Annotated in this window: 17 protein-coding genes and 1 other annotated feature; of the genes, 3 read left to right on the top strand and 14 right to left on the bottom strand. The window is 44.6% G+C overall.

The genetic code is table 11. The annotated features are described in order from the left end of the window. Window positions 1-5: 5 nt before the first annotated feature. The gene (locus RBI_RS11135) at window positions 6-938 is read right to left on the bottom strand and encodes an IS481 family transposase (RefSeq protein WP_038671142.1); all 933 of its coding nucleotides are present in this window, start codon (window positions 936-938) and stop codon (window positions 6-8) included. 254 nt (window positions 939-1,192) lie between these two features. Here RBI_RS11135 and cdaA point away from each other — a divergent pair, with 254 nt between their 5' ends. Genes cdaA through RBI_RS11120 form a run of 3 tightly spaced genes read left to right on the top strand, consistent with a single transcriptional unit; the run spans window position 1,193 to window position 4,986 of the window. Then, window positions 1,193-2,074, top strand: coding sequence for a diadenylate cyclase CdaA (cdaA, locus tag RBI_RS11130; protein WP_041337229.1), 882 nt, complete (start codon window positions 1,193-1,195; stop codon window positions 2,072-2,074). Continuing rightward, entirely contained in the window at window positions 2,062-3,333 is a 1,272-nt protein-coding gene (locus RBI_RS11125; protein WP_046440777.1) for a CdaR family protein, read from the top strand. The genes cdaA and RBI_RS11125 overlap by 13 nt, the downstream gene beginning before the upstream one ends. Before the next feature lie 60 nt (window positions 3,334-3,393). After that, complete coding sequence (locus RBI_RS11120) at window positions 3,394-4,986, top strand: NAD(P)/FAD-dependent oxidoreductase (protein WP_041337228.1); 1,593 nt, start codon at window positions 3,394-3,396, stop codon at window positions 4,984-4,986. 156 nt (window positions 4,987-5,142) lie between these two features. Here the strand turns inward: RBI_RS11120 and RBI_RS11115 are convergent, their stop codons facing one another. The 13 genes from RBI_RS11115 to RBI_RS11055 all read right to left on the bottom strand — a co-directional run bounded on the left by RBI_RS11115 (window position 5,143) and on the right by RBI_RS11055 (window position 19,483). Beyond that, window positions 5,143-6,579 (bottom strand): hypothetical protein, encoded by a 1,437-nt coding sequence (locus tag RBI_RS11115; RefSeq protein WP_041337227.1) that lies wholly within the window; start codon window positions 6,577-6,579, stop codon window positions 5,143-5,145. A gap of 469 nt (window positions 6,580-7,048) precedes the next feature. Then, the gene (locus RBI_RS11110; protein WP_051706861.1) at window positions 7,049-7,930 is read right to left on the bottom strand and encodes a peptidylprolyl isomerase; all 882 of its coding nucleotides are present in this window, start codon (window positions 7,928-7,930) and stop codon (window positions 7,049-7,051) included. An 11-nt stretch (window positions 7,931-7,941) separates the two neighbouring features. Beyond that, a complete protein-coding gene (cysS, locus tag RBI_RS11105) occupies window positions 7,942-9,357 on the bottom strand; it encodes a cysteine--tRNA ligase (RefSeq protein ID WP_041337226.1) in 1,416 nt (471 codons plus the stop codon). Window positions 9,358-9,382: 25 nt separating this feature from the next. Further along, a complete protein-coding gene (gene cysE, locus RBI_RS11100; RefSeq protein ID WP_325206966.1) occupies window positions 9,383-10,099 on the bottom strand; it encodes a serine O-acetyltransferase in 717 nt (238 codons plus the stop codon). Then, window positions 10,087-10,308 (bottom strand) — a binding site (T-box leader). (Overlaps the previous gene by 13 nt.) 41 nt (window positions 10,309-10,349) lie before the next feature. Next, window positions 10,350-10,928, bottom strand: a complete 579-nt coding sequence (gene pgsA / locus RBI_RS11095; RefSeq protein ID WP_041337225.1) for a CDP-diacylglycerol--glycerol-3-phosphate 3-phosphatidyltransferase — start codon at window positions 10,926-10,928, stop codon at window positions 10,350-10,352. Between the two features lie 16 nt (window positions 10,929-10,944). Continuing rightward, complete coding sequence (gene rimO / locus RBI_RS11090) at window positions 10,945-12,273, bottom strand: 30S ribosomal protein S12 methylthiotransferase RimO (RefSeq protein ID WP_022287056.1); 1,329 nt, start codon at window positions 12,271-12,273, stop codon at window positions 10,945-10,947. Window positions 12,274-12,582: 309 nt separating this feature from the next. Further along, window positions 12,583-13,431, bottom strand: coding sequence for a hypothetical protein (locus RBI_RS11085; RefSeq protein WP_041337224.1), 849 nt, complete (start codon window positions 13,429-13,431; stop codon window positions 12,583-12,585). A gap of 11 nt (window positions 13,432-13,442) precedes the next feature. Then, complete coding sequence (locus tag RBI_RS11080) at window positions 13,443-14,063, bottom strand: regulatory protein RecX (RefSeq protein WP_041337223.1); 621 nt, start codon at window positions 14,061-14,063, stop codon at window positions 13,443-13,445. Window positions 14,064-14,066: 3 nt separating this feature from the next. Next, window positions 14,067-15,317: a recombinase RecA gene (recA, locus tag RBI_RS11075; RefSeq protein WP_051706859.1), complete on the bottom strand. Its 1,251-nt coding sequence runs from the start codon at window positions 15,315-15,317 to the stop codon at window positions 14,067-14,069. Window positions 15,318-15,431: 114 nt separating this feature from the next. After that, window positions 15,432-16,253, bottom strand: a complete 822-nt coding sequence (gene prmC / locus RBI_RS11070; protein ID WP_041337222.1) for a peptide chain release factor N(5)-glutamine methyltransferase — start codon at window positions 16,251-16,253, stop codon at window positions 15,432-15,434. Further along, the gene (locus tag RBI_RS11065) at window positions 16,247-17,209 is read right to left on the bottom strand and encodes a DUF1385 domain-containing protein (RefSeq protein WP_041337221.1); all 963 of its coding nucleotides are present in this window, start codon (window positions 17,207-17,209) and stop codon (window positions 16,247-16,249) included. The genes prmC and RBI_RS11065 overlap by 7 nt, the downstream gene beginning before the upstream one ends. A 29-nt stretch (window positions 17,210-17,238) precedes the next feature. Further along, entirely contained in the window at window positions 17,239-18,744 is a 1,506-nt protein-coding gene (locus RBI_RS11060) for a sensor histidine kinase (protein ID WP_041337220.1), read from the bottom strand. 34 nt (window positions 18,745-18,778) lie between these two features. Continuing rightward, entirely contained in the window at window positions 18,779-19,483 is a 705-nt protein-coding gene (locus tag RBI_RS11055; RefSeq protein WP_022287063.1) for a response regulator transcription factor, read from the bottom strand. Window positions 19,484-19,491 lie beyond the last annotated feature (8 nt).

Below are 19,491 nucleotides of genomic sequence, written 5' to 3'. Positions count from 1 at the left end.
GTTTGTCAATCATATTGGACACTATTATTAAGAAATTCGATAGGCGAAAACCATTTGAGGGGACGCATAGGACGGTTGTTTGTTCGACTTAAACGTGCAGCTAGCTGCACGTTTAAGTCGTCGCAGGAATAAAACCTATGGCACGAATAGAATTTGTTGTGATCTTCTCGGTGACTGCGCTCTACTTTGCCATTGTGCCTGGGCGTATATGGACGAATGAGTTTGTGTTCAATGCCAAGTTGTGAGAGCGTATTCTCAAACAGCGTTTTCTTGTCTCTTTTGCTTGGCGAAAAGCGGTTAGTAAATTCAAATCCATTGTCGGTCTGAATACATTTCACCGTTATTCCTCTGCGTTTGTACCATTTCACCAGCCTTTTTACAAAGTCTGCTGAAGAATAGGTGCTTTGCTCCTCATATCCGTATAAAAATCTTATCCTGGTATACTCATCGATCGCCGTGTATTGGTACAGCTTCATCTCTGGGTCAGCTATACACTTTCTCGGAACTACCTTTACGTCCACCTGAATACGCTCTCCGGGGTATGTCATCTGCTCGTATGGCTTTGGTTTATACGTCGCTTTCTTCGGCTTTTTCGGAAGCATTCCTAGTTTTTTCATAACCCTGTAAAGACTTTCAAGACAGCGTGTATACCCTTGTTTTCTGAGACGATGCCATAGTTCGGGAAGCTCAAGCGTTGGGTTTCGTTTGTGATACCTTTTGATAAGATCTATTTCTTCCTTGGTATGCTCGTTGGGATGATGATGCGGTCGGCGTGATTTAACTGCGAGGGACTCCACACTTCCGTCCCAGCGTTTCAGCCAGAAATATATATATGAACGTGATTTATTGTATTTTCTGCTCGCTCGGCTCACTCCATATTTCTTTGCGTAATTCATTAAGGATTGACGAAACTTCATATCTTGTGTTATACTATTCATGAGAGATAGGCTTCCTTTCTGATTTGAATTTGGTGTGGTAACTTTATTTTATCAGATTTTTGTCTATCTCTCTTTTCTTTTTTCTTAATTTTGTCCAATATCTATTGTAGCACTACACTTTTTATTAAAAAAAATCTTGTTCAACCCTTGTACTTTGCGAAAAAATATGATATACTATTAATGTATATAAAATCATCTGTATTTGTTTTGTTTTTTTCATTACATTTACAGAAATTATCGAAAGGGTGTGAACTATGCTTGACAGTATCGCTTATGTTATAAACGCTATTTGGGGCGTTTTTACATCAATAGGTCTTAATGACATTGTCGATATTGCTATCCTCTCCTTTCTGATATTCCACGGCATAAAGCTTATTCGCGAAACAAGGGCGCAGCAGCTCACAAAAGGTATCCTTATACTTATAGGTTGCTACCTGCTTGCAGTATTCTTTAATTTGCAAACTATTAGATTTTTGCTGAGGATCTGCTTCCAGTGGGGCTTCCTTGCTCTTATCATAATGTTTCAGCCTGAACTCAGACGTGTTCTTGAAAAGGTTGGACGAACAAGTCTAGGTGGCTTTAATTTCTTTAGCTCAAGTGACTCTGACGACAACACCGAACATTGGAAAAAAGCTATTGACGCTATATGTGATTCTGCCGCAAGTCTTTCTTCCACCAAAACAGGTGCGCTTATAATCTGTGAGAGAAAGACAAAGCTTGGGGAACAGATAGCTACAGGAACGATACTCAACTGCATACCGTCAACAGCGATATTCGGAAACATATTCTTCCCGAATACACCGCTCCATGATGGTGCTGTAATAATCAGAGACGGAATAATACTTGCGGCAGGCTGTTTCTTGCCAAGACCGCAGAAAGACGAACTTATAAACAAACAACTCGGTTCAAGACACCGTGCAGCTATCGGAATGAGCGAAAACTCTGACGCAATAGTCGTCGTGGTATCTGAGGAAACAGGCAACATCTCAGTTGCCGAAAACGGAGAGCTTACCAGAGGATATTCAAAGGACTCTCTGAAAAGACTTCTGGACAATCGTCTTTTGCCTGAAAAGGACGCTAATTCCATTAGAGAAAATTCTTTTGCAGGAAGGGTGATTTCAAAATGGAAAAAGTAAAAAAGGCTAAAAAAGAAAATCGCCATGGTGCAGACTTTGGTCTGAGAATACTTTCCATAATCATTGCTGTAATAATATGGTTCGCCCTTTCTATCACTCAGTATCCTACAATAAATAAGACTATAACAAACGTTCCTGTTGTGTTCTCACTTGACGGAACGCAGGCAAAAGAAAAAGGACTTTCCGCACTCAACTATAAGGACATCTCCGTAGACGTTGAGATAAAGGGCATGAACTATGAGATAGGCAGCTATACTGCCGCAGATCTTGTGGCAACTGTCAATCTTGATGACGTAACAAAAGAGGGTACCTACGACCTTGACATCGATGTCAAGTCATCACATTCCACCGACAAGGTAACTGTAGTTTCTGTCAACCCTGACACTGTTTCTGTGGAGTTTGACAGACTTACCACAAAGACTATCCCACTCACCGCAGAAGCCCCGCTCATAAGCGCTGAGGAGGGCTATATCCTTAAAGAAACTACCACATCGCCAAGCGAGATAACAGTTGAAGGTCCGAAAAATGACCTTGACAACATAAGCAAAGCAGTGGCACAGATCTCAAAATCAAAGAAAATATCCGAAGACACGACTATCAACACACAGGATATAGTATTCTATGACGATGACGACAACGTTGTTGATCCATCTAAAATAGAAGTCAAGGATACAAAGTCTGTCGATGTGAATTTTGTTATCTACAAGAAAAAGACAGCAAAGCTAAAGGTAGATATCTCTAATTGTACGGATAATTTTGATGTCAGCTCACTGCCACTGAAGCTTTCCGAGGAAGAGATTTCTGTGGTATCGCCAAATCTTGACGACTCAGATACAGAAACGCTCACTATCGGCTCCATAAAACTTTCAGAGATAAACCTTGCAAAGGTGTTCAGCTTCAAGATCCCTCTCAACTCAGGTGAGATCAATATGAATGGCGATGAAAACGTTCGTGTATCCTTTGACTCAGAGGGATACACCTCGAAGGAGTTCACCATAACATCAGACCATATCATCGCAACGGGCAAGCCGTCAGGCAAGTCCACTGAGATAGAAACAAAAAAGCTCACAAACGTCAAGGTCTACGGTCCTGAAGATGTGATAAACAATCTTAAAGACAGCGACTTATACGCTGAGGTCAATCTAAGCGACATAATTGACTCTGGTTCTTATGCTCGAGAGGCTATAATCTATTCACCGACCTATAACAACGTTTGGGGTTTCGGCAAAAACGAGATACAGATAGTTGTTTCAGACTAATAGAATTTTATCGGGACGATCTATTCGTCCCGATTTTTCGGTAAAAACGCAGGAGGATATATGCCAATAATAGTAAATCAAATAAGTTCCCCCCTTAACGCAACAGAGCAGGAAGTTATCTCCACCACTTTGAAAAAGCTAGGCAGTGCCTCAAAGCACGCCATAGACTGCGAGATACACAAAAGCTCTCTTGATGCACGAAAGCGCAACGACATTCACTTTGTCCACTCAGTTTTCGTGACACTTGACAGTGCCGACCTTGAAAAGAAGCTTTGTGAGAAGAACACTTCCCTGACCTATGTTGAGCGCAGTGTTTACAAGCCTGTCATATCCACAAAAAAAGCAGAGGGCAAAGTTGTCATTGCAGGTTTTGGACCAGCAGGAATGTTCGCAGGGCTTGCCCTTGCCGAGCAGGGATATAGACCGATTATTTTAGAGCGTGGCAGCTCAATGGAAAAACGTACTGCATCGGTACAGAAATTCTGGCTCACAGGCGAGCTTGACACCAATTGCAACGTGCAATTCGGTGAAGGCGGTGCAGGCACATTTTCTGACGGCAAGCTCACCACACGAATAAAAGACCCTCTTTGCAGATATGTTCTTGAACGCTTCGTGGATTTCGGTGCGCCGAAAGAGATCCTCACAAAAGCTAAGCCGCATATCGGCACTGACAATCTGCGAAATATCGTCACGGCTATCCGAAAAAGGATAATAGAGCTTGGGGGCGAGGTAAGATTTGACACTGCCCTCACTGATCTGGCTGTTGCTAACGGCAAAGTGCATACTATATCAGCAGGTGACAAGAACGAAAAAGTGTCTGCCGTTATACTTGCTATTGGTCATTCCGCAAGGGATACTTTTGAGCTTTTGCAGTGCAAAAACATCTTTCTAGAGCCTAAGCCGTTCTCTGTTGGCGCAAGAATAGAACATAAGCAGGCGGCTGTTGATGAAAGCTTATACGGTGACCATGCAGGCAATCCACTGCTTCCAAAGGGTGAATATCAGCTTTCATGGCGTGATAAAAACGGCAGAGGTGTTTACACTTTTTGTATGTGTCCAGGCGGTACAGTTGTGCCGTCAGCTTCCGAAAGCGGAGGCACTGTCACAAATGGCATGAGCGAGTTTGCCCGTGACGGTGAAAACGCAAACGCCGCAGTTGTCGTGGCCGTTACCCCTGACGACTTTGGCCACTGCCCGCTTGACGGAGTGGCTTTCGCACGGTCTATAGAGCAAAAAGCTTATACTCTCACAGGCTCATATAAAGGCGCAGGCACGACAGTTGGCGGATTTCTTGATGGCAAGCCTGAAATAGCAGGCACAGTTTCACCCACTTATGCACTTGGCTGTAAGGCGACAGAGCTTCGTGATGTATTCCCTAAATTCGTGACTGATATGCTGGAGGGCGGCTTGCAGAATTTCTCACGAAAAATGAAATGCTTCGGCGATAAAGGTGCAATGCTCACCGCACCTGAAACCCGTACAAGCTCCCCTGTTCGCATAACACGAAACGCAGATATGGTATCTCTCTCAGTGGAAAATCTCTATCCCTGCGGCGAGGGTGCAGGCTATGCAGGAGGCATAATGTCCGCCGCCGTTGACGGTCTAAAAGCCGCAATGCAGATAATGTCAAGACAAGCACCGTGTGATAAATAACCAAAAAAAGCCGTTTAATGTACGAATTTTTGTACAGTAAACGGCTTTTTATTGTAGGGGCGAACACTGTTCGCCCGTTTACCTACACTCGTTTATATAAGCCGAAATATCACACAAAAAGGGACGGAAAAACCGTCCCTTAAATTATGTCTGAAATTAAAGCTCAACTGGCTCAAATCTGATACGGATATTAGGAAGCTTCTTGATCTCTGTGTAGCTGTTCATAAGTCCGTCCTCAATAGACAGATCATTCTCACCGCTTGCAGGAGGAGCAAAAAGTCTGAGAGTAAGATCAGCCTCACCCTCCAGCGGCTTCTCAAAGAAAGCTGCCATAAGGTCGATTGTCTTTGCCTCAGGTGACTTATAGAACCACTTGCCGTTTATCTCCATCATGATGTTTGAATCATCATCAAATGTAACCTCGCAGAAATGTGGATTCTTTTCAAAGTGGAGAGGGATCTCAAGACCCTCAGCGTCCTCAGAACCGCCCCAACGAAGCGTGCATGGCAGTGTAACCTCGTCGCCTCTTGTCATTGCAGGCTTGAAGAAATCATCGTGGATTATTTCCTTGTATGTCTTCATAACAGGCTGCTCGATACCGCAGTCAGCATAGTTAGGATCCTGAATCTCAAGACCAAGACGTCCTCTGTCTCTGAACTGATAGAAAGTAAATCCTGAGAACCAGTCCTCGCCGTCAGCCTTGAGCATATCGCAGAATTCCTTTACCATTGCTGCCTGATCGTATGGACCTGTAACATCACCGTCAGCGTTGAACTCGCTCATTACCATTGGCTTTGTAACGCCTCCGTTTATCTCCTTGAATCTCTCAAAAGAACGCTTTGTCATATTGTATATGTCCTTGACCTTGCTTCTGCTGTGGCTTGTGCCGCCTCTTTCAGCAACGTCATAAGGCCAACCCCAGTGAAGAGCCATGTACTTGTCAACAGACCAGATGTCTGTCTCCTTGACAGCCTGTGAAAACTCTGCTTCCTTTTCGATCTCGTTCTTGTTAAGATCTTCAATGCCACCGATACAAAGAATAGTAGAAACGTTTGGTGCATATTCCTTAAGTATCTTATTGAAACGGCAGTAGAAATCAGCAACTTCCTGATAAGTGCATCTCTTGTTGAATGAGAACCAGTTGCCTGTAGCTTCATGGTTTATTCTAAGAAGAAGTCTGCCGAAAGGTCTAAGGTCATTTGCGATAGCGATAAGCTGTTCGTCTGAAACGTGTGGGTCAACTGTGAGTGTGAGTGTAACGTCCTGTCCATGACGTCTTACATCTCTCATGAAGGTAAAAGGCTCGCCCTCTGTGTTGCCCTCAAGACCGCCCTTGTATGTGAAATAATCATCATATGGATAATCCCATGCAAAAGAAACATCTTCGTCTTTCATTACCTCAGAAATTCTTCCAGGGAACTCCTTATCCAGCGGATAGTAGCAGTACATAAGGCTTATGCTTCTGTGTGGTCTGCCCATTTTGTTGAGAATGTAATCCTGATTTACATACTCTCCACGCTCAGAGCCATCGCCCAAATCAACAGCACATTTTGCCTTACCCATATGCAATGAGTAGATCTTGTATTCGCTCATAAAATTTCCTCCTATTTTAAAGACAGGACTTTCCTGCCTATTCTGTTACTAAAAAAATTTCGTTAATATCGTCCAACACCATTGCAAGCTCAACCCTCGGCTCAACGCACATAAAAGCCAGGCACTGCCGGAATTTTTTTCACACATGGACTTGGTTTTAAGTTTACCACAATAAGCTCATAAAGTCAAGAACTGTGGCTCGGCTAACGTTATTAATGTAATTTACAATATAAGCCGTCATGTCTAATATAATAGCATTTGTGTTTCATATTCTTATATCAAGTATAAAATCTTCTGATTTTAAGCCTTAATTCATACGAAAGCAATGTTAAAATCTTTATGTTCTAAAGAGTAGTATAGCAGAGCTTAATACAAATTTATAGTGAAATAAACAAATAAATAATGAATTTTCAGTGAATATAAAAAGCGAACAGGCATCCACCCGTTCGCTTTAATTGATATGATTAAATTAAATCTCCGAGCTTGTGTCTGCACTGTCGACCGCACTCTCAGAAACCTCAGAACTATCCGCACTGCCTGCAAAAGCATTGCTGTTTTTATTCTCTCCGTAGGTAGACATATACACCTTTGTGAATTGTATGTCCTCCCTAGGCTTCAGCGTCTCAGAGTCAGCCACATCAGTACCGCATATCTCGTCATAAATATCCATACCGTCATATACCTGACCGAAAACAGTATACTGCTGAGAGAAATTCAGCACACCGCCATATTTCTCAAAAGCATCGGTAATATCTTCAGGGATATTGTTGCTGTCTGCAAGCTTGCTGTCAAGCTCCGCCTGCTCCTCCTCGGTAAGGTCATAGTTGTCAACAAAAAGAAGATAGCTGTTTGAAACCTTCTTCTTGCTGAACAAGTGACCTTGCTCCTGCGTGTATGCACAAAGCGCACCTTTTAAAGGCCACAGGTTTTTTGAATACTCCGCCTCGATAGTGGTGGTGTCAGTGTCAGAAGTTGTCTGACCGTCAGCCTGCTTTGTTCCGCCTATAAAATACACACCGTCCTGCACCATGCTCACATAAGTGCCGTCATAATAGCCCTTTTCCACAAGTCCAGTGAAAAACTTGCAATAGTTCGGTGCTTCATCAGGGAAAAGCACAGCCTTGAAAGTTCCCTTGTTTGTTTCAAAAACCACCACAGGGCTGTCATCGGCAGGTTCGTCCATCTGTATCACCTTTGCATCAGTATAGTCTATATCGTTCTTGCTGCTGCCAGTGCAGGCGTAAAAGAGAACAAAGATTATAACAAAGCAAATTGCTATAAGTGAAAACTGAAAATACGTCTGAAACTGTTTTCTGCGGTATGGACCCAGATCCTGTTTATTTTTGCTCATTTAACGCTCCTTTACTTTTTCTTTATCTTTGTGCCCTGTCTTGTTTCCTCAACGATATAGCCAAGCTCGCCTATCTTATCTCTCAGTTCGTCAGCCTTAGCAAAGTCCTTTGCCTTTCTTGCAGCCTTACGCTCCTCAACAAGCACCTTGACCTCCTCAGGGATATCCTCTTCACCGTCAGCACTGAGCTTCTTTGCAGCTTCAATCAGACCAAGTGAAAGCACCTTGTCAAAATCCTCGATAAGGGCAAGCTTTGTTTCATTGTTAGTGTCAGCTTTAAGAACGTCATACAGAACAGTGATAGCATTTGAAGTGTTTATATCGTCATCAAGTGCCGCCTTGAAGCTACCCTTGAACTTCTCAAAATCCTCAAGCTCCACCACCTCGTCAGGCTTCTTGTCAGCCATAAGCTGTGCTATCCTTGCAGTGAGCTTGTTGTATGCTGTCTTTGCATTGTCAAGGTTTTCGTATGTGAAAACAAGTGACTTTCTGTAGTGTGACTGCAAGCAGAAAAATCTGTATACCAGTGGGTCATAGCCCTTTGACTCCAGCAGTGAAACAGTAAGGAACTCGCCCTTAGACTTTGACATCTTTCCGCTGTTTGTGTTAAGGTGCAGGATATGGAACCAGTAGTTGCACCACTTGTGACCAAGATAAGCCTCAGACTGTGCTATCTCGTTTGTGTGGTGTGGGAAAGCGTTGTCGATACCGCCGCAGTGAATGTCAAGTCTTTCGCCAAGATGTTTCATTGAGATACATGAACACTCGATATGCCAGCCAGGGTAGCCCACACCCCAAGGGGAATCCCACTTAAGCTCCTGATCGTCGAACTTAGACTTTGTGAACCACAGTACAAAGTCAGCCTTGTTGCGCTTGTTTGTGTCCTCCTCAACGCCCTCACGAACGCCGACCTCAAGATCTTCCTCATTAAAGTTGTGGAAAACATAATACTCCTTCAGCTTTGAAGTATCAAAATAGATGTTTCCACCTGCCTCATAAGCATAGCCCTTGTCCATAAGAGCAGATATCACCTTGATAAAATCACTAATACAGCCCGTTGCAGGCTCAACAACGTCAGGTCTTTTGATATTTAGCTTCTTGCAGTCCTCAAAGAAAGCGTCAGTGTAGAATTTTGCGATCTCCATAACAGTCTTATGCTCACGCTTTGCGCCCTTGAGCATTTTATCATCGCCTGTATCGCCGTCAGAAGTAAGATGACCAACGTCCGTGATGTTCATTACTCTCTTTACGTCATAACCGTCATAGCGGAGATACTTTTCCAAAACGTCCTCCATTATATAGCTTCTCAGATTGCCGATATGGGCATAGTGATAAACTGTAGGACCGCAGGTATACATTGACACCTTGCCCGGCTCGTTTGGTACAAATTTTTCGATCTTGTGAGTAAGCGTGTTATAAATGTTCATTTATCTTTACCTCTTTCCTTATATTTTACTGCTCTTTCTTTCCGATCTTTTCAAGCTCAGCCACTCTCTTTTCCAGCTTAGCTATCTGTATTCTTGTCTGGCAAAGCTCCTGAGCCACAGGATCAGGGATATGCACCTGATCCAGGTCGCAGGTGCGCTTGCCATTCTGCTTAACTATCCTTGCAGGCACGCCCACAGCAGTTGAGTTTGCAGGCACAGGCTCAAGAACTACCGCATTTGCGGCTATCTTTGCATTGTCCCCCACAGTGAATGGTCCAAGCACCTTTGCACCGCACCCTACCATAACATTGTTTCCAAGGGTCGGGTGTCTTTTACCGTGGTCTTTACCTGTTCCGCCAAGGGTACAGCCCTGATAAAGCAGGCAGTAATCGCCTATCTCAGCGGTCTCACCTATAACAACACCCGAGCCGTGGTCGATAAGCAGACCCTTGCCTATCTTAGCACCTGGGTGTATCTCGATACCTGTCAACATTCTTGCAAACTGCGAAATACATCTTGCGATGACCTTGTGCTTGTGAACATAGAACCAGTGCGACACCCTGTAAAAAGCCACAGCGTGAAGCCCCGAATATGTGAGGATCTCCAGCGTGCTCGTTGCCGCAGGATCTCTGTCCTTTATAGTCTGAATATCATGCTTTATGTTTTCCAAAATCGTCATATCTATCTCTCCCTTTCTAAGAAAAAACCTCCGGAATGGCGTTTCACCACTCCGGAGGCAGATTATGATCTACGGTCCCACTCCGATTTCCTGTACAAAATTTTGTACAGCTCAATATCTTTAACGCAGACCCTACGGAGAGGAATACTAAGCTTTCGCCGTTGTTCGCTCCCTGCTGTCAGCCGCACTTCACTGAAAGTCCTTGAAGCCTTGCACCAAACGGCTTCTCTCTGAAAATTACCTCACAGCTACTCTTGCTGATACGCATTTATATATTAAGTTATCATATGCCGCAACACGTCGGCAGGCCACATTATTTGCCCGAATCTATATACTTCCAGTATCCCTTAAGATAAACTGCGCCAGAAATGACTGTCAGCACAACAGCAATCCAAATGAGTATCTCGTTTACAAGGAATATCGGTGTTCCCCAAGTGAAATCAGGGCTTCCTTTTTCCGCAGGATTAACGATCTGCAAAACCATTATAGCAATAAGAGCAACCATAGTGAAAGCCGTTTTGAGTTTACCCCATATTCCTGCAGCGACCACAACGCCCTCGCTTGCCACAACAAGTCTAAGACCCGTTACCATAAACTCTCTTGCAAGTATCAGTACCACCGCAACAGGGTCTATCCAACGTTCAAATGTGAAGCAGATAAGCGCCGTCATAACAAGAAGCTTGTCTGCAAGCGGGTCAAGAAACTTTCCGAAAGTTGTAACAAGATTGTGCTTTCTTGCTATCTTACCGTCAAACCAGTCTGTAATTGAAGCCGCAGCGAACACGATAAGCGCAAACACCATGTGATGCGGTATTCTGAAAAGCAGCACGAACAGCAGGAAAAACGGTATCAATATTACTCTAAGCACTGTAAGTTTATTTGGCAGGTTCATATCAAGTTCCTTTCATCTACATTTTTGAGCCGATAAGGTCATAATCCATAGTATCGTCAATTTTTACCTTGACATACTCGCCGACCCTAACTTTATCCTCGCTCAGGAAGAATATCTTTCCGTCTATCTCAGGTGCGTCCGCCTGACTTCTGCCGTAGTAACACTCGGCATATCTGTCAAAGCCCTCGCAAACCACCTCGACTTCGCTGTCGAGAGCAGCCTCATTAAGGCTGTCGGAAATAATCATCTGTTCTTCCATTATTATCTCCGCTCTGCGCTCTCTGTCCTTTAAAGGCACCTGATCTTCAAACTTCTCCGCAGGCGTACCCTCCTCAGGCGAGTAAGCAAAACAGCCGAGCCTTTCAAAGCGAATTTCCTTTACAAACTCGCAAAGCTCTTCAAACTGTTCCTTAGTTTCCCCTGGGAAGCCTGTGATAAGAGTTGTCCTCAGCGTAACGTTCGGTATCTTTTCTCTTATCTTCTTTATAAGTGCCGTAAGGGTCTCTCTGTCCCCATGGCGGTTCATTCTTTTAAGTATGGTCTTGTTGCAGTGCTGTATAGGCATATCAAGATACTTTACAAGCTTGTCCTCTTTAGCGATAACGTCCAGCAGTTCGTCCGTTATCCTCTCAGGATAGCAATAAAGCGTTCTTATCCACTTGAAACCGTCTATCTCACAAAGTGCCGTGAGCAATTCAGGGAGCATAGACTTGCCGTAGATATCCTCGCCATAGCGTGTTGTATCCTGCGCCACAACTACAAGCTCCGTAACGCCGTTCTCAGCCAGCCATCTGGCTTCCTTGACGATATCCTCCATGCGTCTGCTTCTGTATTTTCCTCTTATAGACGGGATAGCGCAGTAAGTGCAGTTGTTGCTGCAACCCTCGGCTATCTTTATATACGCATAGAAAGGCTCAGTAGAAATAATTCTTCCGCCTTCCATGGAAAGCTCAGTTTTTGCGCCATAAGAACAGACCGCCTGCTTATCCAGCAGTATCTCTCTTATGATATCGCAAATTTTTCCGTTAGAGCCTATTCCCACAACAGCGTCAAGCTCAGGAATCTCCTTTTTCATTTCGTCACGGTATCTTTCAGCAAGACAGCCCGTAGCTATTACCGCCTTTATCCTGCCCTCCTGCTTGAGAGTACAGAACTCAAGTATAGTGTCTATAGCCTCCTGTTTAGCCGACTCGATAAATCCACAGGTATTTATAATGACCACATCAGAAAGGGCTGCGTCAGAAACTATCTGAAAACCCTCTTTGCGCAGATCATAGAGCATATGCTCAGCGTCCACCTGATTTTTAGGACATCCGAGAGAAACCATTCCCACTCTAGTTGCCATGAAAAAATCTCCAATCCTACACCGCCAACGGACGGCATAAAGTATCACAATAATCTATCTTATTATCTCACTTTTACACAGTTTTGTCAAGCCCTTTTAGTCACTATTGTATGACAAAAATCAAAATATTTATGAATTTCCCACAAAGCCAAAAGCATACAGAAAGTAAGTCCGGCATGATCCCAAAAGAAACCCCCGAAAGCTGCAACTTTCGGGGGTTTCATTTGTGTGTCACTGTGAACACAATCAATCTCGTGGTTACCTATATTATACACCACTCAATTTATTTTGTCAAGCACTTTTGCGCCGTCAGTTTTTCTTCTCAGGATAAGTAACAGTTATCTCTGACCCTGCTTCCTGCGACCAAACAACATAATCAAGCTTTCCTTCATCAATAAAAACAGTAAAATATGTATCCTTAAGCTCATCAGGAAGCTGTTCCTTTATCTTTTCTATGAACTTATCCGTCTCTGTGGAAATGTAGTTCATGTACTCAAACTTGTAGCTCTTGTCTTTTGAAAGCTCCGTGACCGCCTTTTCTGCCGCCTCATATACCGCCTGAGCGTTAGCCTCTGCCCTTTCCGAGTTTTCGTCAGTGATTATGCCGTCTGCGTAAGCCTGCGCCTTTGAGCCTGCAAAGCAAACTTTCCAATCATTGTCCTTATCAAGCACCATAAGAATATACTGCGATGACGTGACCTCTCCCTCAGAGCTGTCATAAGCTATGGTCACATAAAGCTCCGCCGCCTTTGAATACTCCTCCGAGATGTTCACCTTGTCGATAAAGCCGCACTTATCCTTGTCAAAGCTATATCTTACTCCGCTTATCTGCTCGTCCTCACCGTATTCATTGTCGCCGCCCATGTTCTTTTTCATATATTCATAGTCAGCGGCATAATCGTCTGTCATAAGCTTAACCATTGATTGGTCAAACTCAGCGTTTGCGGCTTTAAGATACATTGCCGCAACGTCCTTTGCCTCTTCAAGCGGGTCAGCGGCTTCTTCGCTTTCCGTATCAGTTCCCTGCGTTGTCACAGCGTTCTCACTGCCCTGAACATTTTCCGCAGGCTGAGAGCTGTCTGTGCCGTCAAAGCTCAGCGAACAGCCTGTCATGATCCCCGCACTCAGTATAGCCGCCGCAAAAATGATCTTTTTCATTCTTTGCTCCTTTATTCGTCGCCGTACTCCTGTTTTATGTCAGCAAGCACCTCTTTTATTATGTCGTATGAATACCCCAAACGCACAAGGGCGTTTTTTACCTTTATGTCACCCTTTTCTCCGTCAAGATATCTGAGATACTTTCGCTCCACAAGCTCATACAGCCGCTCGTATGTACCCTCGCTGTATTCCTCCAAAGCTTCCTCTATTATAGGCTTCGTAAGCCCTTTTTGTCTCATCTGCTGATAAGCACGGTAATATCCGTATTTACGCACTTCCACATAATTCCTCGCAAGCCCCTGAGCATACCGTCTGTCATTGACCGTCCCAAGCTCCAGCATCTTATCCATTACGGCGTCGCATATCTCCTCGCTGTAATTTTTCTCAAGCTTCTTGTAAAGCTCCACATAAGAATAGTCCCTGTAATCAAGGAGATACAAAGCCCTTTCCTTAGCCTTTCTGAACTCGTTGTCAAAAACTATCTTCTCCCAAGCAGACTCAGGCATATCAAGCCCTGCTCTCAGACCATAGGCAGACACTATCTCATAGTTGAGAAAAGCCGTTTCGCCCTCCTCAAACTCTATCATATATGTGCTGCCCTTGTATTTTGAAACGCCCGTTATTTTAAGCATTTATCAGTCACCAAGCTCGCTTATGTCCACAGGAGCGAACTCCTCGAAGTCCTCCTCAGGCTTTGCCACAACAGACTTGTCGCTTGCCGCCTTGCGTATCTTCTTTTCAGGCTTGTCAGCAGCCATATCTTCATTTGCACTCTGAGCCGCCGCACCTGCGTTAGCCTTTTCTTCAAGCTTCTTGGCCTTTTTATCTTTCTGCGCCGCAAGCACAAGCTCCGCCTGATGTTCCTTTATCTTGGCTTCTATCTCGTCCATGATATCAGGATTGTTCAGCAGAAACTCCTTAGCGTTGTCACGTCCCTGACCAAGCTTCATATCGTTGTAGCTGAACCAAGCTCCGCCCTTCTTAACGATATCAAGATCGACCGCCATGTCAAGCACCTCGCCCACACGGGAGATACCCTTGCCGTACATGATATCAAACTCACACTCCTTGAACGGCGGTGCTACCTTATTCTTTACCACCTTGCACTTTGTTCTGTTACCAATGACCTCAGAGCCGTTCTTTATCTGTTCTCCACGTCTGACCTCTATTCTTACAGAAGCGTAAAACTTCAAAGCACGTCCGCCTGGAGTAGTTTCAGGGTTTCCATACATAACACCTATCTTCTCACGGACCTGATTGATAAATATAGCCGTTGTATTGGACTTTGCGATAACAGATGTGAGCTTTCTCATAGCCTGAGACATAAGTCTTGCAAGCTGACCAACGTGAGTGTCGCCCATTTCGCCGTCTATCTCAGACTTTGTTACCATTGCCGCAACCGAGTCGATAACGATACAGTCGATAGCACCGGAACGAGCCAGAGCCTCGGCTATCTCCAAAGCCTGCTCACCGCTGTCAGGCTGAGAAACAAGCATATTGTCGATATCAACGCCAAGCTGACCTGCATAAACAGGGTCAAGAGCATGCTCAACGTCGATAAAAGCTACCTCACCGCCCATTTTCTGCGTTTCTGCGATAACATGAAGTGCGACCGTTGTCTTACCTGATGACTCAGGTCCGTATATCTCAATAATTCTTCCTCTCGGCACTCCGCCTATGCCCAGCGCCATATCAAGGGTCATTGAGCCTGTCGGTATAGCCTCGATATCCATAGCCTTAGCCTCACCAAGCTTCATGATCGCACCCTTGCCGAACTGCTTTTCAATATATGCTATCGCTGTGTCAAGAGCCTTTTTCTTTTCCTCTGCGTCAGTTATTTTTACTACCGTCTTAACGGCTTCTTTTTTCTTCTTGTCTATCGCCATTTTATATGACCTCCCTATCTTATCGGTGTTTTATCCGTATCTATATCATATCACACTAACTGTCCGTTTGTCTGTACAGTAACCGCAACTTATCTATCTGTACAAATTTTCGTACTATTTCTCATAAATGCCCGAAACACAGCGGTAAACACCGCACAAGTCTTTCCTGCATCTCACGTTCTTAAAGCCGTGCTGTATCATCAGCCGCATTACCTCGTCCTCCTGACCGATACCGATCTCAAAAAGCATAACGCCGCCGATTTTAAGTTTTTTCTTCCACTTGCGAACTATCTCACGATAAAAGTCCAAGCCGTCCTCACCGCCGAAAAGAGCTTCCGCAGGCTCAAAAGTGACCTCACGCTGTAAAGCGTCCATGTCCTCTGTAGTGAGATAAGGGGGATTGCACACTATAAGGTCAGCCTCAGGCATATCCTCCACAAGCTTTTCGTCTGTAACGTCGCCCATGACTATCTCAGCCCCCGAGCCGTTCAGACTTATATTCTCACGGAGATACTCTGCCGCCTTTTCAGACTTTTCCACACACACTGCCCGACCGCAGTCAAGCTTCCTTTCAAGGGTGATACCAATGCACCCCGAGCCTGAACAAAGGTCTATAACAGTGATATCCTTCTTGCCTGCAAACATCTTCAAAGCCGTGTCAACAATAGTTTCCGTGTCCTGACGTGGTATCAGCACGCCCTCGCCCACCTTGAAAGGCAGACCATAAAACTCCCACTGTCCAAGGAGATACTGCAAAGGATAGCCCTCGCATCGGCGTGTAACAATGTCGCTTATACGCTTTTCCTGCTCAGGAGTGATATCCTCCCCCTCAGCCACATCTTCAAACACCCATGTGACCTCGCAAGCAGCGTTCTCACCCAGACCGCTTTCTTCAAGCAGTCCCACACATTTATCAAACAGTTTCTTTTTTACCATTTGTCATCTTCCTTATTTTCAGGTATACAAGCTTTCAGTGCTGCGATCGCACATTCTATCTGACTTTCATCAGGCTCGCTTGTAGTTATCCTCTGTATCCACAGACCCGGTGCAGAGATTATCTTAGTGAAAATATTGTCATATTTTCCCGCAAGCCTTATAAGCTCGTAAGCAATACCCGTAACGATAGGCAGAAGCGCTATCTTTATAACAACTCTCAGCAAAATGCTTGCCCATGATACTCTGAATATTGTGTTTACAAAAATGCTTATGAACAGCACAAGGAAAATAAAGCTCGTTCCACAGCGAGGGTGAAAACGTGTGTATTTCTTCACATTCTCAACCGTCAGCTCTTCTTCATGCTCATAGCAAGCGATAGTCTTGTGTTCAGCACCGTGATACTCATATGTACGCCTTATATCCTTAGTAAGAGCAGTCAAAGCCGTGTAGCCTATGAAAATAGCTATCTTCAGTATTCCCTCGATAAGATTCTTTCCAAAAGCCGACAGGTCAATGAACTTGCTTATGAATTTAGACACCAGCGACGGCAGATACATAAACAGCAATATCGCCAGCCCCACACCCAGCACCATAGATATCGCCGTGATGATAGGACCGAGCTTGTCCCCAAGCTTATCGTCCAGCCACTGTTCAAACTTGGTCTGCTCCTCCTTATCGTCCTCCGTCATCTGCTTCTCAGCCGACCTTGTAAGGCACTTGTAGCCGTCTATAAGAGAAGTAAGGAAGCTGAAAATGCCCCTCACAAAAGGCGTTTTCCTATACCAAGGCGTATCTTTTCCGCCTTTTATCGCCCACTCCTCCAGGTCTATGGTGCCGTCAGGCAGGCGGCAAGCCATAGCCGCCTTGTGGATGCCACGCATCATAACGCCCTCGATAACAGCCTGTCCACCGATCTTTGACTTGAATTTTTCCTTGCTTTGTGCTTTACTGCTCATTTTCTTTCCTTTCAAGGCGGTGTGTGCGTCTACTGCACGTTGTCGTTGTTTTCGATAGGCTCAGAAGAAATAAGCTCCACGTCTACAGTTGCCTGGTTGTCAGGCTTTTTCTTCTGCTCGATACAAGGGAGCGTTATCATCACTGTTGTACCTACTCCCTGCTCACTGTTTATCTCCAGCGTACCGCCATGCCGCTGAATGATCTCGTCTGCCACCGCAAGACCTATTCCCGAACCACGTCTTGTGTGGTTTGCCTTAAAGAATTTCGTCTTGACCTTTGGCAGGTCATCCTTTGATATTCCCATACCCGTGTCGGAAATGGAAATACATACCTCATTGTCCTCCTCATAAGCCTCCACCGATACAGTGTCGCCCTTGTTGGAGTATTTGATAGCGTTGTCCACAATATTTATGAATACCTGACGAAGCCTGTTCTTGTCGCCGTAAACAAACGGGAGCATTTTCGGCTCGTAGTAATTGAGTGTTATACCAAGCGCCTTGGCCCTCTCCTGATAGATAAGCACAGTTTCCCCAAGCTCCGCAAGAATATCTATAGTATCCATAATAAGCGTGAGTCTGTTGTCCTGTATCCTCGAAAAGTCAAGAAGCTCCTCAACCATTTGCGAAAGCCTCTCCGTCTCACTTGTGATGACCCTCATACCCTTCTTGAAGGTTTCCTTGTCCTCATACATACTGGTAACAGTTTCCGTCCAGCCCCTTATAGCGGTAAGCGGAGTTCTCAGCTCATGGGATACAGAAGATATGAACTCATTCTTCATCTGTTCCGTATTAGAAAGCTCCTGCGCCATGTAGTTGATAGAGTCGCAAAGCTCGCCAAGCTCGTCATTTCGTTTCTTTTCAAGACGTTCGCTGAAATCTCCCGTAGCATACCGCCTTGTTATGCTGTTTATGCTTCTTATAGGCAAAACAATAGATTTGATAAAAAACATTCCCGAGAAAAACATGAGCATTATGACAGCCACAACGATAGCCGTGATTATCATAGACATAATAAAGATCTGATGGTCGATATTTTTCATGGAAGACAACATTCTCAGTGCCTCATATTCTCTTCCCTTCGGGGATATGACCGACGTTATCGCCATGACCTTTTCCCCTGTTGACAGCTCATATATCTGTGTGCCTATTCCCGTGTCGGACTTCTTTGCGTCCTCATAATCGGTCATGTTGTCATTCTCCGAGGGAGAGAAGCCTGATGATGTAACATCGACCTCACCGTCGGTCTTGATAGCCATAAGCTCTATCTTGTCTTTCTCGTCATAGCTTTCCACAAGGGAGCGTATCTGAGAATTATAGTTAGTCTGCTCGTCACCTGAAGCGTTCACTACCGCTGTGGTGACTATCTTCATTTTAGATGTAAGATACTGCCTTGTGGAGCTGTAGTAATAATTTCTCACCACCACGATAAGCAGTATTTCAAGCACCACAAGTATTCCCACGACCACCCCGAGGTTGTTCCTCAGCCAGTGCTGTGTGATACTGAGTCTGCCGCTTTTTCTTTTTTTTCCGCTCAACTGATAAAAACTCCGTTCATCATGTTTTCACAGCTCAGTTAGAGCCGCCTGCCCACTTGTAGCCAAAGCCCCATATAGTAAGGATATACTTAGGATTAGAAGGCTCGTCCTCTATCTTCATTCTTATTCTTCTGATATTCACGTCCACTATCTTATCGTCGCCGTAATAGCTCTCGCCCCATATGTGATTGAGTATACTTGAACGGTCAAGTGCAGTATTCTGATTTTTGAAGAAATACTCCATTATCTGATACTCCACCTGTGTAAGGTCTATCTGCTCACCGTTCTTGAAAACAGTTCTGCTCTTAAGATTAAGCGTAAATGGACCTGAAACTATCTGTGAAGCCTCCTCAGGCTTAGAGCCTGAACGATTTACACGCCTGCAAACAGCGTCAACTCTTGCAATAAGCTCAGAAATAGAGAACGGCTTTGTGATATAATCGTCAGCACCGCTCATAAGGCATGATATCTTATCCATTTCCTGTGATTTTGCCGAAAGCATGATAATGCCGATAGTGTTGCTTTTCTCTCTTATCTTCTTGCACACCTGCATTCCGTCGATGCCGGGCATCATAATATCAAGCAGAGCAACGTCAAAACCGCCGTCCTTTTCGTCATAGGCTTTGAGAGCGTCCTCACCGCAGTTTACGTCAACTACCTCGTAACCGCTTCTTACAAGGTTTATGACCACAAATTCTCTAATTGAATCTTCGTCCTCGCAAACCAAAACTCTTTTCATTACATTTA

This window comes from Ruminococcus bicirculans (ex Wegman et al. 2014) (assembly GCF_000723465.1).
In the GTDB taxonomy this organism is placed as follows: domain Bacteria; phylum Bacillota; class Clostridia; order Oscillospirales; family Ruminococcaceae; genus Hominimerdicola; species Hominimerdicola aceti.
This window is presented reverse-complemented; position numbering and strand designations above follow the sequence as displayed.